Annotated in this window: 11 protein-coding genes and 1 pseudogene; 1 reads left to right on the forward strand and 11 read right to left on the reverse strand. The window is 69.6% G+C overall.

What is annotated here, in order from left to right; all coding sequences use genetic code 11:
- From AB9M23_RS21955 to AB9M23_RS22005, 11 genes and pseudogenes are all read right to left on the reverse strand, one after another.
- Positions 1 to 377, reverse strand: a pseudogene (locus AB9M23_RS21955) (hypothetical protein); the annotation flags it as partial.
- On the reverse strand, positions 374 to 1300 hold the full coding sequence (locus AB9M23_RS21960; RefSeq protein ID WP_372426814.1) for an NAD-dependent epimerase/dehydratase family protein: 927 nt from the start codon (positions 1298 to 1300) through the stop codon (positions 374 to 376). The pseudogene AB9M23_RS21955 and the gene AB9M23_RS21960, both read right to left, overlap by 4 nt.
- The gene (locus AB9M23_RS21965) at positions 1297 to 2319 is read right to left on the reverse strand and encodes an MraY family glycosyltransferase (RefSeq protein ID WP_372426815.1); all 1023 of its coding nucleotides are present in this window, start codon (positions 2317 to 2319) and stop codon (positions 1297 to 1299) included. Before AB9M23_RS21965 ends, AB9M23_RS21960 begins: the two co-directional genes overlap by 4 nt.
- A 36-nt stretch (positions 2320 to 2355) precedes the next feature.
- Complete coding sequence (locus AB9M23_RS21970; RefSeq protein WP_372426816.1) at positions 2356 to 3306, reverse strand: GDP-L-fucose synthase family protein; 951 nt, start codon at positions 3304 to 3306, stop codon at positions 2356 to 2358.
- 34 nt (positions 3307 to 3340) lie between these two features.
- Positions 3341 to 4402 (reverse strand): GDP-mannose 4,6-dehydratase, encoded by a 1062-nt coding sequence (gmd, locus tag AB9M23_RS21975; RefSeq protein ID WP_372426818.1) that lies wholly within the window; start codon positions 4400 to 4402, stop codon positions 3341 to 3343.
- Between the two features lie 80 nt (positions 4403 to 4482).
- Positions 4483 to 5274 carry a hypothetical protein gene (locus tag AB9M23_RS21980; protein ID WP_372426819.1) on the reverse strand — a complete coding sequence of 264 codons (792 nt, stop codon included), beginning with the start codon at positions 5272 to 5274 and terminating at the stop codon, positions 4483 to 4485.
- 45 nt (positions 5275 to 5319) lie between these two features.
- Positions 5320 to 7260: a polysaccharide biosynthesis protein gene (locus AB9M23_RS21985; RefSeq protein WP_372426820.1), complete on the reverse strand. Its 1941-nt coding sequence runs from the start codon at positions 7258 to 7260 to the stop codon at positions 5320 to 5322.
- Positions 7257 to 8606 (reverse strand): O-antigen ligase family protein, encoded by a 1350-nt coding sequence (locus AB9M23_RS21990; RefSeq protein ID WP_372426821.1) that lies wholly within the window; start codon positions 8604 to 8606, stop codon positions 7257 to 7259. The genes AB9M23_RS21985 and AB9M23_RS21990 overlap by 4 nt, the downstream gene beginning before the upstream one ends.
- Position 8607: 1 nt before the next feature.
- Positions 8608 to 9369: a glycosyltransferase family 2 protein gene (locus AB9M23_RS21995; RefSeq protein WP_372426822.1), complete on the reverse strand. Its 762-nt coding sequence runs from the start codon at positions 9367 to 9369 to the stop codon at positions 8608 to 8610.
- A gap of 110 nt (positions 9370 to 9479) precedes the next feature.
- Positions 9480 to 10223, reverse strand: a complete 744-nt coding sequence (locus AB9M23_RS22000; RefSeq protein ID WP_372426823.1) for an FkbM family methyltransferase — start codon at positions 10221 to 10223, stop codon at positions 9480 to 9482.
- A gap of 195 nt (positions 10224 to 10418) precedes the next feature.
- Positions 10419 to 12485: an acyltransferase family protein gene (locus AB9M23_RS22005; protein ID WP_372426824.1), complete on the reverse strand. Its 2067-nt coding sequence runs from the start codon at positions 12483 to 12485 to the stop codon at positions 10419 to 10421.
- A gap of 328 nt (positions 12486 to 12813) precedes the next feature.
- Here AB9M23_RS22005 and AB9M23_RS22010 point away from each other — a divergent pair, with 328 nt between their 5' ends.
- The gene (locus AB9M23_RS22010; RefSeq protein ID WP_372426825.1) at positions 12814 to 14928 is read left to right on the forward strand and encodes a hypothetical protein; all 2115 of its coding nucleotides are present in this window, start codon (positions 12814 to 12816) and stop codon (positions 14926 to 14928) included.
- The last annotated feature ends 5 nt before the right edge of the window (positions 14929 to 14933 follow it).

Genomic DNA, 14933 nt, shown 5'->3' on the forward strand with positions numbered 1-14933 from the left:
GCGACGAGCCGATCGCCCTCCCGGTCCCCCTCGTCCTCCCCTCGCACGGACGCGGCCGCGACCCGGCACAGGATGCGGGCGGTGTCGCGCATCAGCGGCATGATCCGCCGCGTCCAGGGGGTCGGTGCGTCGAGCCGCGCGGGGTAGGCGCCCTCGCCGATCGCGGTCGCATCCGCGACGTCGTAGAGCGTCAGGTACGCATCGCCGCCGTCGACGGCGATGCCGCGGCGGGCGCGCAGGAAGCCGGGGATGGCGAGGCGCTCGGCCAGGTGCTCCTCGTCGTGCCAGCGCTCGAAGTCCCGCGCCGCACCGGGCACGACGCCGTTCCAGATGACGATGCCGGCGGAACCGAGCCGGCTCCGGCCGCGCCGGCTCACGCCGCGGCGTCCCGGGCCAGCCGCGCGAGTCCGTCGGGCGTGGCGACGAGCGGGCGCCAGCCGAGCGCCTTCAGCGCGCCCGTGTCCACGACGAGATCCCCCGTCAGCCGCTCGGCGGCCTCGCCGCGGCCGGCGACCCGCAGCAGGGCCGAGACGAGGGCCTGCGGCACGGGCAGGAGCATGGGGCGCCCACCGCTCCCCCGGCGCATCGCCGCGATCATCTCGGGAAGCGTCCAGGCACCGTCGTCGGCGACGAGATAGGGCCGGCACAGCCGCCCCTCGGCGGCGATCACGGTGCGCACCGCCTCGGCCAGGTTCTCGAGCGCGAGGAGCGAGCGACGCGCGCGCAGTCCGCCGAACGGCAGCGGCCAGGGCGTCGCCGCGAGCCGGGCGAGCGAGGCCATGTTGCCCTTCACGCCCGGCCCGTAGACGAGCACGGGGCGCAGCGCCGCCCAGTCGAGCCCGAGCGTCGCGAGGCCCTCCTCGGCCGCGAGCTTCGAGCGCCCGTAGGCGTCCGTCGGCGCGGCCGGGCGCGTCTCGTCGACGACGCCGTCGGCGCACGGGCCCGTCTGCGCGCGCACGGAGGACAGGAACACGAAGCGCCTCACGCCGCCGCGCTCCGCCGCGCGCGCGAGCGCGATCGTCGCCTCGGTATTGACGGAGCGGTAGTCGTCCTCCGGCCGCCCGGACATGGCGTGGGCGATCCCGGCCGAATGGACGATCGCATCGACGCCTTCGAGCGCGCGCGCCATGTTCATCGGGCGCGCCAGGTCGCCGATGACCGCGGAATCGGCATCCGGCGCCGCCTCGGTGGGGCGGCGCAGCAGCAGGCGGACGCGATAGCCGTGGGCGCGCAGGTCCGACAGCAGATGGCGCCCGACGAAGCCGGTGGCGCCGGTCAGCGCGACGAGGGGGGCGTTCATCGGGTCGCCTCCAGGCGCGAGCGGGACCGGCCGAAGCGCAGCAGTACGCCCGCCACGACCGCGCCCCCGAGGACGAGCGCCCCGACGTCCGCGGCGAGGCCCTCGACAACGATCGAGCCCACCGCGAGGAGTGCCAGCACGACGTTGGCGGCGAAGATCGTCCCCGAGATCTCCAGCGCGCCGAGGCCGAGATCGGTGGCGCGCTGGTAGTAGTGGGAGCGGTGCGCCTGCCAGACCGGCTCGCGGCGCGCGGCGCGGCGCAGCAGCGTGAGCGTCGCGTCGCTGCAGGAATAGAGCGGCAGCAGGATCGCCGCGACGACGTGCCCTTGCGCGGCGAGGCCGAACAAGAGCCACGCGACGAGGAGCCCGATCGGCAGCGAGCCGACGTCGCCCAGGAACAGGCGCGCGACCGGCCGGTTGAACGGCGCGAAGCCCACGAGCGCGCCGAGCAGCGCCGCCGCCACGATGCCCTCCGGCGTCTCCACGATCCCCGCGAGGCCGAGCGCGGCGATCGTCGCCGTGATCGGGACCATGGCCGCGACGGTGAGCCAGTCGAGCCCGTCCATGAAGTTCGTCAGGTTCACGAACCACAGACCTGCGATCGTGGCGATCGCGATCTCGAGCCAGAGCGGCACGTCGATCCCGAGCACCCGCCCCGTCGCGCTGGAAGCCCAGACGACGGCGGCGACCGAGAAGGCCTGCAGGAGCAGCCGCGGCAGGACCGGCAGCGGCCGGATGTCGTCGACCGCGCCGATCACGGCGAGGAGCAGCGTCGCGCCCGCGAGCACCAGGACCTGCGTCGCCGCCTCCGGCGGGAGGCCCGCCGTCCACAGGGCCGCGGCGCCGACGACGAGCGTCGCGCCGACGACGGCGATGCCACCGCCCTGCGGCGTCGGCACCCGATGGCTCGAACGCGCGTTCGGGCGCGCCAGCGCGTAGCGGCGCATGAGGGGGAAGAGCGCGACGACGAGCGCGGCCGAGAGCGCGGCGGCCGAGGCGAGGGCGAGGAGGAGGATCATGCCGCGTGTGCAACCTTACGGGCGCCGGGGCGCGGGCTATCGGGCCCGGGCGCCGGCTCCGTGATGGGCCTCGAACCAGTCATAGTACGACGCGAGCCCCTCGCGCAGCCCGATGCGCGCCTCCCAGCCGAGCGCGTGGAGGCGCCCGACGTCGAGGATCTTGCGCGGCGTTCCGTCGGGCTTGGACGTGTCGAACACGAGTTCGCCCTCGAAGCCGACCGTGTCCGCGACGAGGCGGGCGAGCTCGGCGATCGTCAGGTCGCGCCCGACACCGACGTTGATCGGATCGTCGCCGCTGTAGTGGCGCAGCAGATGAATGCAGGCGTCGGCGAGGTCGTCCACGTGCAGGAACTCGCGCCGCGGCGTGCCCGTCCCCCACACGACCATCTCGGAGGTGCCCGACGCGCGCGCCTCGTGCGCCTTGCGCAGCAGGGCCGGCAGGACGTGGGAGGTCTCGAGATCGAAATTGTCGTTGGGGCCGTAGAGATTCGTCGGCTGGCAGGCGATGAAGTCGCAACCGTGCTGGCGGCGATAGGCCTGGCAGAGCTTCAGGCCCGCGATCTTGGCGATGGCGTACCACTCGTTCGTCGGCTCGAGCGGCCCGGTGAGGAGGCTGTCCTCGACGATCGGCTGGGGCGCGAGCTTGGGATAGATGCACGAGGAGCCGAGGAAGAGCAGTTTCTCGACGCCCGTGACCCGCGCCGCCTCGATGACGTTCGTGGCGATCATCAGATTGTCGTAGAGGAAGTCCCCCGGCCGCGTGGCGTTGGCCTGGATGCCGCCCACTTTCGCGGCCGCCAGGAGGACGACCTGCGGCTTCGTCGCCTCCATGAAGGCGCGGACCTGGCCCTGCTCGCGCAGGTCCACGCCGCGGCGGTCGGCGACGACGACCCGCAGGCCCTCGGCCTCGCAGCGGCGCACGAGCGCCGAGCCGACCATGCCGGCATGACCGGCGACGAAGACCGACTTGCCCTCGAGTTCGAACACGCGCGCTCTCCTCTCCGATGCCGTCCGCGACGGATCAGGCGTTGCGGCCGCGCTCACGCCCGGCGAGCGCGAGATCGGCGTCCATCATCTCCGAGACGAGCTGCGCGAACGTCGTCTGGTGCGACCAGCCGAGCTTCTCGCGGGCCTTGGTCGGGTCGCCCAGGAGCAGGTCGACCTCGGTCGGGCGGAAGTAGCGCTCGTCGACGAAGACCCGAGCGACACCGGTCCGCTCCTCGACGCCGACCTCCTCGACGCCCGCGCCGCGCCAGACGATCGGGCGGCCGACATGGGCGAAGGAGCGCTCGATGAACTCGCGCACGGAGTGCTTCTCGCCCGTGGCGAGCACGTAGTCGTCCGGCTCGTCCTGCTGGAGCATGCGCCACATGCCCTCGACGTACTCGCGGGCGTGGCCCCAGTCGCGCTCGGCGTCGAGGTTGCCGACGTAGAGCGCATCCTGGAGGCCGTGCTCGATCGCGGCGACGGCGCGGGTGATCTTGCGCGTGACGAAGGTCTCGCCGCGCAGCGGACTCTCGTGGTTGAACAGGATGCCGTTGGAGGCGTGCATCCCGTAGGCCTCGCGGTAGTTCACCGTGATCCAGTAGGCGTAGAGCTTGGCGGCCGCGTAGGGACTGCGCGGGTAGAAGGGCGTCGTCTCGCGCTGCGGGATCTCCTGGACCTTGCCGTAGAGCTCCGACGTCGAGGCCTGGTAGAAGCGCGCCGTCTTCTCGAGGCCGAGCAGTCTGATGCCTTCGAGCAGGCGCAGCGTGCCGATCGCGTCCGCGTTGGCGGTGTATTCCGGCGTCTCGAAGCTGACCTGGACGTGGCTCTGGGCGGCGAGGTTGTAGATCTCGGTGGGCCGCACCTCGGCGAGGATGCGGATCAGGTTCGTCGAGTCGGTCATGTCCCCGTAGTGGAGCACGAACCGCAGGTCCTTCTCGTGCGGGTCCTGGTAGAGGTGATCCACGCGCCCGGTGTTGAACGAGGAGGATCGACGCTTGACCCCGTGGACCTCGTAGCCCTTCTGCAGCAGCAGATCGGACAGGTAGGCGCCGTCCTGGCCGGTGACGCCCGTGATCAATGCGACGCGTCGCGTCATCTCTCTCTCCTTCGCGTGCGCGGCGCGCACGCTCGATCTCGCACCCCGCGGGTGTTCCTTATCGTGCCCGGCGCCCCGCGTCACGGCTTGAACGTCGGGCGCGCGCGCAGCGTCGCGAGCAGCGGCGCGAGCCGCCCCCGCCAGAAGTCGCCGCCGCGGCTCTTCTCGAAGCGCAGCCACAGCACGAGGAGCACGAGGGCGAGGGTCCCGACCGCGCCGGTGAACGCGACGTAGCGCGCCGCGGGCCGAACCGGGGCGAACGACGTCACGCGGATCTCGGACACGACGAGGTCCTCGGGAAGGGCCTCGATCCGTGCGACGATCGCACTGGCCGCCGCGTCGAGTTCCTCGGCGAACCGCAGCAGCTGGATCGTGGACACCGTGAAGTCGGCCACGCCGTCGAGGCTCTCGTCACGAATGCTCTGCGCTCGCCCGGAGACGCGCCCGAGCAGCTCTCCGACCGTCGCACGCCGCTCCCGGACCCGTGCGAGCTCGGCCTCCAGGAGCTGCCATTCCCGCCAGGATGGCTCGTCGGATCGGATGGCTTCGACCGCATCGTCGATGGCCCGCTCGGCGGCGCCCGCCTCGCCCGCGCTGGCTGCGAGCCGAACGAAGGCGCCGGACTCCTCGAGCGTGACATCCCTCCCGTTCATCCGCTTCGCGAGACCGCCCAGGACCACGGCCGCCCTCTCGCGCTGCGTCTCCGTCATCGCCAAGTCGACCGTGGCGATGTGCTGCGTCGGAGCGCTTCCCCGGGGCGCCGCAACGAGCAGAGCGATGCCCACGAGGAACGGCAGCCCGATCACCAGCGGCCAACGCTTCGCGGCATACACCACGAACTCGAAGCGCCATGTCTGCCCATTGTCCGCCATCCACGCGCCCCCCCTGCTACGCCCGTCGCCCCTGTTCCGAACCGGTCATCGCGCCAGCGCCGCCGGCTCGGCCCCGTCCGCCGACGACACCGCGTCACCCTGTCGGCGATCGTGTGCCGGATCGACCGGCAGCTCGGGAACGAGCTCGGCCAGGAGCCGGCGCGCGGCGCGGGCGTCGCCGGACTCGGCCGCGGCCTCCAGCCTCTCGACGGTCCGCTCGGCGAGGTCGCGCTCGACCGCGCGGACGGAGGCGACGAAGACGCCGTCGACGCCCGCGGGAACCGTGACCTCGGAGGGGTCGAACAGCTCCTCGAAGAGCTTCTCGCCCGGGCGCAGCCCGCTGTAGCTGATCTTGATGTCCTCGTCCGGGCGCAGTCCCGCGAGCGCGATGAGGGTGCGCGCGAGGTCGACGATGCGGACGGGCTCGCCCATGTCGAGGACGAAGATGCGCCCGCGGTCGGGCAGGATCATGCCGACCCCCGCCGCCTGCATGACGAGCTCCGTCGCCTCGCGGATCGTCATGAAGTACCGGCGCATCTCGGGGTGCGTCACGGTCACGGGCCCGCCCGCCATGATCTGGCGCTTGAACAGCGGCACGACGGAGCCCGTCGAGCCCAGCACGTTGCCGAAGCGCACGGTGTGGAAGCGCGTGCGCGACCCGCTGAGGTCGAGCGCCTGGCAATAGACCTCGGCCGCCCGCTTCGTCGCGCCCATCACGTTGGTGGGCCGGATCGCCTTGTCCGTCGAGATCAGCACCATGGCGGCGGCGCCGCAGCGCATCGCGGCATCGGCCACCACCCGCGTGCCCACGACGTTCGTGAGCACGCCCTCGCAGACGTTCGCCTCCACCAGCGGCACGTGCTTGAGCGCGGCGGCGTGGAAGACGACGTGCGGGCGCTCCGTCGCCATGATCCCGCCGATGCGCTCGACGTCGCGCACGCTGGCGATGACGGCGCGGCGGGGCACGTCGCCCCAGCGCGTCCCCAGCTCCTGGTCGATCTCGTAGAGCGCGTATTCCGAATGGTCGAGCACGATCAGCCGAGCCGGCCCGTGCGAGGCGATCTGGCGCGCAATCTCGGAGCCGATGCTGCCCCCGGCGCCGGTCACGAGCACCACGCGGTCGTGCACCAGCGACCGCACGTAGTCGAGCTTCAGGCTCACCGGGCGACGGCCGAGGAGGTCCTCGAGCGTGACGCTCTCGAAGCTCGGCTCGCTGCCGGTGAGCGCGGTCTTCGCGATCCGGCGCACCGGCAGGCCGATCTTCGCCGCCGCGACGGTGGCCTCCTGGAGGCGGGCCTTGTTCTCGTTGGGGGCGAGCACGATCGCGTCGATCGTGGTGCCGCCACGGGCGAGCCGCGCCACGATCTCCTCGAGCTCGCCGAAATGGCCGATGATCGGCACGCCGCGGACGTCCCTACCCGCCTTCTTGGGCGTGAAGTCGACGATGCCGCGCACCTTGTAGCGCTTGGCCGTCTCGAGCCCGTAGGTGCGGATCACCTTGTCGGCCTCCGCGGCCGTGCCGACGACGAGGAGCGTCTCCACCTCCTCGTCTACGGGCTCGCGGCGAAGGCTCGGCAGGACGCCGTCCTTGAGCGCACGGTAGAGCAGCCGGGGCGCCCCGAGCAGGACGACGAGCGTGAACCATGTCATCAGCGCCGCGGCCCGCGGGAAGCCCTCGAGCCGGTTGACCAGGAACAGGACGAGCAGGAACGCCAGGACCGCGACCGTGCTCGCCAGCACGATCGCGCGCAGGTCGGAGATCGACGCGAAGCGCCACATGCCGCGCCCGAGGCCGAACACGCGGAACGTCACGGCCGAGATCAGGACGAAGCCGACGATCCAGATCGCGAGGAGACGATCGTCCGGCCAGTCGGCCGACTCGAAGCGCGCGGCGAGTGCGAGGAACAACGCCAGGCCGGCCATCGTCGCGTCGTGCGCGCCGGCGAAGACCCGCTTCCAGGACGTTCTCTTGCGTCTCTCGGTCATGGGCGACGGAACTTCCGGGGGCTCGACGCTGTCGCGGTGCGAGTATCACGCGCCCGGTCTGTAATCAAAGGAAAAGCGGCGCTCGCGTCGCTCGGGCCCCCTCCCCTCGAGTTGCGACCCCGCGTCGATACGAACAAGAGCGCGAGAAGAACGCCGAGCGAATAGAACCAGGATTGCCACGCTCCATGGCTGACCACGGCGACGGCGTGAAAGCCGGCCACCGAAGACAGTGCCGCTGCCTCCATCACGCGCGGCATGGGCGGTATGGCGCGCACGCCGAGCCAGATCACCACGCCGGAGAGTACGGCCCCGACGAGCCCCAGCTCGAACAGCACCTGGAGCGGCGCGTTGTGCGGGTGGCTGAGGCTCATCAGGAAGGCCTCGCGCTCGGACAGCACGCCCGCGGGCATGGCCGCGACGAACCCGTGTGCGCCCTCGACACCGTAGCCGAACAGGGGCCGTTCCCAGGCGTAATGAGCGAAGGCCGACCAGATCTCGGCGCGGATCCCGATCGAGCTCGGCCCGACGATGCGGTGGACCACGTCCGGCAGGTACGTCTCGACGAGCCCCGCGGCGAGCGGGACGAGGAGCATGCCGAGACCCACGAGGGCGGCGAGAGCGCCGCGCGTGAACCGAGGTGCGAGGAGCGACGCCGGCGCCACGACGGCGCACACGACGAGCGCGAGCTTCGCCGACTCGCTCGTGAGGCGCATGACCGCGACCCAGCACAGGACGATCAGCAGCGCGGCCGAGAGCCAGCGCCGGTCGCGGGCCAGGAGCGCCACGGCGAGCGGCAGGAACAGGGCGATCGCGACGGCGCCGCGGTTGAGCTGGTGGATCTCCGTGCGCAGCCCGAGCACGCCGCGGAGGTAGGCGCCGGTGTGGTGCTCGGCGATGAGCACGATCGCCGCGAGCCCGAGCGCGAGCCCGACCGCGCGCGCCCCGGCCCGCACCGTCCCCACCGACGCGGCGGCGACCGCCCCGACGGCGAGCACCGTCACGCCCACCATGTGTGCGACGCGCTCCGCGCCGCGCTCGGGCGCGAGGCTCCAGGCCACCGACGTCGCGAGGAGGGCGAGGAGCGCGAGCACGGCGACGCCGAGGGGCGTCGACGGCGCGCGCCGCGCCGTGGCGACGACGTCTCCCAGCCGCCCCGCCCGGTGGGCGGCCAGGATGAGCGCGAGCGCCGCGGCGACGGCGGCGGCGTCGGTGACTTCCCTCAGGTAGATCAGGAGGAGCGGCACCGCGGCCGCGATGGCGTAGGCCACCCGTTCGCCGAGGCGTGCCGCGCCCGCGTCCCGCGCCGAGAGCGGCCGATCGCTCGTGCTTGCGCCACCGCCGGCCACGTCACGCCTCCCGCGGCCGCCGGAGCAGCTCGGGGACCTTGCGCGAGAGCTTGCGGGCGATGAAGAGCGGCCCGCCCGGCAGCCCGTGCTTGCGGCAGGCGCGGGCGGATTCGACGTTCGAGCGTGCGATGGCGCGCACGCTCCCGGTCGAGTGGCCGCCCATGCGCATGCGCACGAGCGTCTGCGGGACGTAGCTCGCGCGGATTCGTCCCACGTCGAGGAGGCGCAGGCAGATCTCGAAATCGGCCGCATAGCGGTAGTCGAGGTCGAAGACGCCGTGGCGCCGGTACATCTCGGTCTTCACGTAGAAGGTCGGGTGGGCCGGCATCCAGCCCCGCGCGCACAGGCCCGGCTCGTAGGGCCGCGAGCGCCAGTAGCGCACGACGCGCGAGGTGTCGTCCTCCGGCACGAAGACGAGATCTCCGTAGGCGGCGTCCGCGCCGTCGCGCTCGATCGCCGCCGCGAGGAGCGCGAGCGCGTCGGGGCGGGCGTAGACGTCGTCGGAGTTCAGGAAGCCGACCACGTCGCCGGTGGCCAGCGCGAGGCCCTTGTTCATGGCGTCGTAGATGCCGCGGTCCGGCTCGGACACGGCGACGGCGACGCGCTCGCCGACCGACCGGACGATCTCCATCGTCGCGTCGCGCGAGGCGCCGTCGACGACGATGTGCTCGATGTCCGGGTGGGTCTGCGCGTTGACCGACCGCAGCGTCTCCTCGATGGTCGCGGCCGAGTTGAAGCTCGCGGTGACGACGCTGATCTTCATGCTGATCTCCAGGATGCGCCGCTCTACACCCCACCTCCGGCCCTGGCAAGCACGCGCCCGCGGCGTGGTTTCCACGGGCCTCTCGCCGGCGGGCGCCGGCCCGCCGCGCGTCAGGCCGCGGAGGTCGCGCGGGCGAACAGGAAATCGGCCTGCGCGGGGAGCCGGTCGGCGCCGGTGTCCACGTTGGCGACGCTGCGCAGCGTGAAGCCGCGCTGCGCCAGCCAGGCCACGATCTCCCCCGCGAGCGCCTGGCCCTCGTAGAGCTCGACGAAGCTGCCCTCGAGATAGACGTGTCCGACGCGGGAGAGCACCGGCTCGGCCCCTTTGAGGACCTCGAGTTCGAAGCCCTGCACGTCGAGCTTGAGGAGGGTGCGGCCCTCGACCGGCAGCGTGTCCGCGATCTCGGCGAGCGTGCGCACCGCGATCCGCTCGCGCCGCGCGACGGACGTCCCGGGATAGATCCGCTCCTGGGCCTCCGCGAAGGCGAGGATCGAGGACGAGCCCACGTAGGCGGAGACGTTGATCTCCGTCTCCCCCGCGCTCGCGCCCAGCGCGTAGCGGTGCGGCGTGATCGCCGGGTAGGCGCGGGCGATCGCCTCCAGCGTCTCGTAGCAACTCCCGATCGGCTCGAAGGAATGGACGCGCGCGCCGGGCGCGAGCGCCGCGGCGACGACGGCGAACTGCCCGACGTTCGCGCCGACGTCGAGCACCGTGTCGAAGGCGAAGGCCTCGAACAGGCTCTCGTGCTCGATCGCCGGGAAGACCTTCAGCCTGAGCGCGGGCCAGTACGCGCGACGGCTGGAGATGTGGGCGAGCTTGCGCGCACGACGCGCGTTGTTCGTGAGGGCGTACATGAAGCGGGAACCAACTCGGGTGGGTGCCGGAGCGGCGCCCGGCGAAGCGGCCGCACCATGGCATGGGCGCGCCGCGAGGCCAAGACGTGGGGCGGATCGGCATCGCCGCCGAGACCGTGCGCAGGTGTGGATGCCGCCATCGCTCAGGCTGACTTCAACCGCGCTGCATCACCCGTGTCGTCCACCGAAAGACCATCATCGGAGACGTCGCTCGCGAAGTACTCGCGCCACCTGATCGCCGACGATCGCGCTGGCACCTGCCGTCAAATGAATGATGTCACGCAAATGAGTGACTTCTCCCTCCTTCAAGCGACATACGTCGTCCCGGCAAAAGAGCGGCAGTGGATCGATTACCACAAGCTCGGGAAATCGCTCTTCTAAGTCTCTGACCCCACTGCGAAAATTCTTCTGGCGCAGAAGCTCGTGGCTGAGCGGGACCTCGCACGACTCGCTCGCAGCCTGGAGCGGACGTCGTGCGAAGCAGGAAGTGGGATCATAGGGAAGCAACGGAGTCGACAGGAGCAATACCGGCACGATGTCCCGGTCAACGAGATAGGCGATGCGCTCCTCCAGGCCGAGGAAAAACGCGTCGCGCGACGATAACGCCGCTTCCTCGGGGGACAACCTCACGAAGCGACCCTCGATCCGCGATGGATCGTGATAGTCCACGGAATTTCCATCGTCGTCGAACGTCGGCCACGGGCTCCAGAGCACGGCTACCGAGATCGATTCGTTTCGCTCGAAGATGCCATGAAGCCATTCGTCAATCCGTGACCGTTTCTCGCCATGACAAGGATGAGATGCCACGTAAGCAGTAAATCTCAAGCCGAGGGCCGGGTCACAGACGCCTACGCTGAGGACGTTCACATCCTCCATTCCCGCCGCATTGACGAGCCCTGGGTAGAGTTGATTCGCGAACGAATTGCCGAGAAGGATCAGGTCGACAGGCTCGTCTTCCTCGAGCATACAGAACCACCATCCCTCTCTCCGGGCCTCCGTCGGATATCGCTCCAAGCAAAGGTCATTCTCGGCATAATCCCACCGCATGTCTCGGCGAAGTCGGTCATCGAGCGACACATAAGGCGAAACGCTCGCGCGATTGGGCAGCCCTTCCTGACGCCAAACCTCCGCGCCAGCAACTCCGGAGAACAGCATCGAAGCTACCAAAAATAGTGATGCCGCACGGACCCGTCGAACTCGCCGCTCGAGGAGCGACCATGTCAGGTACGCGAGCGCAACGCTCGACACCAGCGCGAAGACCCGCACCTCAGGGGCAGGCATCCCCCCTTCGACGATGTAGGCGAAGGACAACAGCGGCCAGTGCCAGAGGTAGAGCGGGTAGCTGATTAGTCCAATCGCAACCATCTCGGGTCTTGAAAGAAAGAACCTATTGACGATCGCATCAGGACCCGCCGCGATCAGGAGACCAGCACCCGCCACTGGGAGGAGAGCGATCAGGCCGGGAAACGGCTGGGTCTCGTCGATGGCGACGAACGACAGAACCAGCAGGATCGAGCCAACGGCAGATGCCGGCGAGGCGAGTTGCGGTGGAACCAATGCAGGCTTGCGGCCCACGACGGCCATTATCGCTCCGATTCCGAATTCCCAAGCCCGGGTAAACGGAAGAAAGAACGCTGCGCTTGGATCGTGCAACGTGACGATTGAGCTTGCGTACAGCGATGCTGCTGTAACAAGGGTGAACATAATTACCAGTGAAATCCGGATTCTAACACAAAGAAACACCATCAGTGGCCAAAGCAGATAAAACTGCTCCTCCACGGCCAAAGACCATAGATGCAACAGTGGATTCTGATAAGCATTAGCCGAAAAATAACCGACTTGGCTCCAGAAATAAAAATTTGCAGCGAATATACTAGAGAAGAATATTTCTTTTCCCAACTGTATATACTCACCAGGCAACAAAATGAACCAACCAACACAGATACAAAATGCCAGAACAAGCAACAAAGCGGGAAAAAGCCGCCGCACACGGCGGAGAGAAAATTGAAAGAACGAAAACTCGCCGCGAGACATTTCCGAAACGAGTATGCGCGTGATCAGGTAGCCTGAAATGACGAAGAAGACGTCCACGCCCACGAACCCCCCCGGCAGCCAACTCGGGAATGCATGGTAGATGAGTACTGAGCCGACCGCGACGGCACGGAGACCGTCGATGTCTGGCCGATAGCCGATCACCTGCATAGTGCCCTTCACACCGACTCCATGAGCCTCAGCCACACAAGAAGACTCGAAGACTTCCATTCAAACGCGGTTTCAATGTTCTCTCCAGCCGCTGGCTCACCTTGTGCCGAGCCTGTCCTGAGCGACCGGCTATCGACGGCGATGGGCACCAGAGTTCACCGGCCGCGAACCGGCCGCACCATGCCACGCGAACTCTGCGAGGCCAAGGCGAATGACAGACAACACAAGTCACGAAAGCACCCGCATCACGAACGCGCGGGCGGCGCGCTTGTCCGCAGGCAGGCGCTGCGGTATGGCACGTCGGGGACGAGAGCACGACGACGGGGCTAACGCCCGACGTTCGTAGTGCTGAGCGCCGGTCGCGCGTGAGAGGGAGCTGGCGTTGGGGGTGCTGTTCTGGAGCGTCGTATCGGTCCTGCTGACGACCGGCCTCGGCGCTCTCGCGCTGTCGCGTGCGCGGTTCGACCCGCTCGGCAGGGTGCTCCTCGCCTTCCTCGTCGGCCAGGCGCTGCTGACGGTGGCCGCGGGCGTGCTCGACGCGTTCGGCTGGAGCTTCGGCGTCGTCTCGGCATCGCTGATCGGCTTGGCGTTGGCGGTGCCGGCGGCATTCGCGTTCCACCTGCGCGGATCGTGCACGATCACCGCTCCGCGGCCCGCCGCCGCTGGTCTCCTGGTTCTGGTGGCGTTCTGGGGCGTCCAGGCGTACACGGGCGTGAGCCACGGAATTCATCACTTCGACTTCACATACCACCACGATGTGATGGCGCGCTCGCTGGCGCATTCGGGAAAGCTGTCGGAGCCGTATCTGACATCGATCTCGTTCGAAGGCTGGTATTTGGTGGTCTATGGCTCCAGCGTCGTCCTGGACGCCTTCAACGCGCTCCTGGTGCCGGATGCGAGCCGGCTCGCCTGGTACCTGAACACGCTCGTCATTCCGGCGATGCTGCTGCTGCTCGTCGCGCAGCGCGCCGGACCGATCGCCGCCTTCGCGACGGCGGTCGCGATCGCGGCTCTGTTCCCGCTGCTGCTGCTCGACGTCCGCCCGAACTACACGGCCGCCCTGATGTTGGGGATCGCGAACGTGGCCGTTCTCACCTCGCGAGCGGAAACCCGCGCCGGCGACGCGGTGCTGCTCGCGATCCTCACGGCCTGCGCCGTGTTCGCGAAGCGCGAGGCCTTCATCATTTTCTTCTTCCCCTGCGCGCTGTTCCTGGGGATCCTGTTGCGCGACCGTCGGTTCGCCCTGGCCGCTCGGTTCTGCTTGATCGCGGGAATCCCGACGGTCCTGACTCTCGTCTACCGGATCGCCGTCCCGGAGCACGCCGGCCTGTCGGTGGGCATGCCGTCGCAGGTCCCGCTCACCGAGCTGCTCGTCGCGACCATGGGGATCGTCGGCGAGCGGCTGGCCACCAACAACGGGCACCTGGCGGTCGCCCTCGGCTTCGGCCTCGTCGGCGCAGCCCTCCAACGCGGCACGCCCGCACGGCTGAGCGCGCTGGCTCTCATCCTCGGGCAGTTCATCGCGTTCGCGATGTTCGTCTACGTCACGTACAAGGGCGGCCTGAACAATTTCTCGACCGATTGGCGCAAGGCGGTCTATCCGCTCGTCGTGGGAGCGGCCTTCTTCGGAATCGGAGTGGGAACACGGCTTCGGCACGTGCGCATCTGGGAGCCACTGCGGCTCGCAGCCGGGGTCGCGGCGGGCATCGCCATCGTCGCGTGGCTCTGGGATGCGACCCGTTCCAACGGGACCTACGACGTCTACCTCCGCCAGCAGGCGAATTGGAACGCGCTGCTGGACGTCCTGGACCGGGATCGCGCCGATCTGCTGCTCATCCCTGGCGAGGACGCCGTGAACGTCGGCAACATAGGCTACCTTCCCGTGGGGCTGATCGCGGCGGTCTATCCGCGACAGGTCAGGGTCATCAGGGGCATGCCGCAGGATCCTCCCGACCTGATGTTCCTCGCCTCCGACGTCGGCCCCGTCCCCGGGCTCGAGCCTCTCGGCGGACGCATCCTCGAGACCTCCTGGGGCCTGCGCTACTGGACGTCCGAGCCGGTGCCGCGCGAGGCGACGAACGGCTGGAGCCTCGACAACCCGGTTCCCGACGTCGAGGCGGACGTGCCCGTCGAGGCGGACGAGGACGAGGTCGTTCTCCTGAACGCCTGGGGCAGCGTGGCCGCCATCGCCCCGGCGGGCGCCGGGGCCGAGATCGACCTCACGCTGCGAAACACCGAGGGGGCGTACCTCACCCGCCTGCTGCTCGACCCCTACCCGGGCCAGGCACAGGACGCGCCCGTCCACGTCGAGGTCCGCGACGCGGACGGCGCGCTGCTCCACGCGAGCCAGACGTCGGAGCTGCCGCGGTTCGGCTCCTGGATCGTCCCGCTGCGCACGGCGTCGCCCGAGATCACCGTGCGGCTGCGCGTGGGCGAGACCGGCACGCTGCGGTTCTTCCGCCCGCGCGTGATGACCCCGGTGCCGGAGACGGACGGCGGTTGAACGCC

The sequence above is a fragment of the Salinarimonas chemoclinalis genome (assembly GCF_041514305.1).
Lineage (GTDB): Bacteria > Pseudomonadota > Alphaproteobacteria > Rhizobiales > Beijerinckiaceae > Salinarimonas > Salinarimonas chemoclinalis.

Excerpts from the sequence above, each read along its gene's own strand:
- AB9M23_RS21985 (WP_372426820.1), bottom strand. The coding sequence starts at position 7,260 with ATGACCGAGAGACGCAAGAGAACGTCCTGGAAGCGGGTCTTCGCCGGC.
- AB9M23_RS22005 (WP_372426824.1), bottom strand. The coding sequence starts at position 12,485 with ATGGAAGTCTTCGAGTCTTCTTGTGTGGCTGAGGCTCATGGAGTCGGT.
- AB9M23_RS21980 (WP_372426819.1), bottom strand. The coding sequence starts at position 5,274 with ATGGCGGACAATGGGCAGACATGGCGCTTCGAGTTCGTGGTGTATGCC.
- AB9M23_RS22000 (WP_372426823.1), bottom strand. The coding sequence starts at position 10,223 with ATGTACGCCCTCACGAACAACGCGCGTCGTGCGCGCAAGCTCGCCCAC.
- gmd (WP_372426818.1), bottom strand. The coding sequence starts at position 4,402 with ATGACGCGACGCGTCGCATTGATCACGGGCGTCACCGGCCAGGACGGC.
- AB9M23_RS21960 (WP_372426814.1), bottom strand. The coding sequence starts at position 1,300 with ATGAACGCCCCCCTCGTCGCGCTGACCGGCGCCACCGGCTTCGTCGGG.
- AB9M23_RS21995 (WP_372426822.1), bottom strand. The coding sequence starts at position 9,369 with ATGAAGATCAGCGTCGTCACCGCGAGCTTCAACTCGGCCGCGACCATC.
- AB9M23_RS21965 (WP_372426815.1), bottom strand. The coding sequence starts at position 2,319 with ATGATCCTCCTCCTCGCCCTCGCCTCGGCCGCCGCGCTCTCGGCCGCG.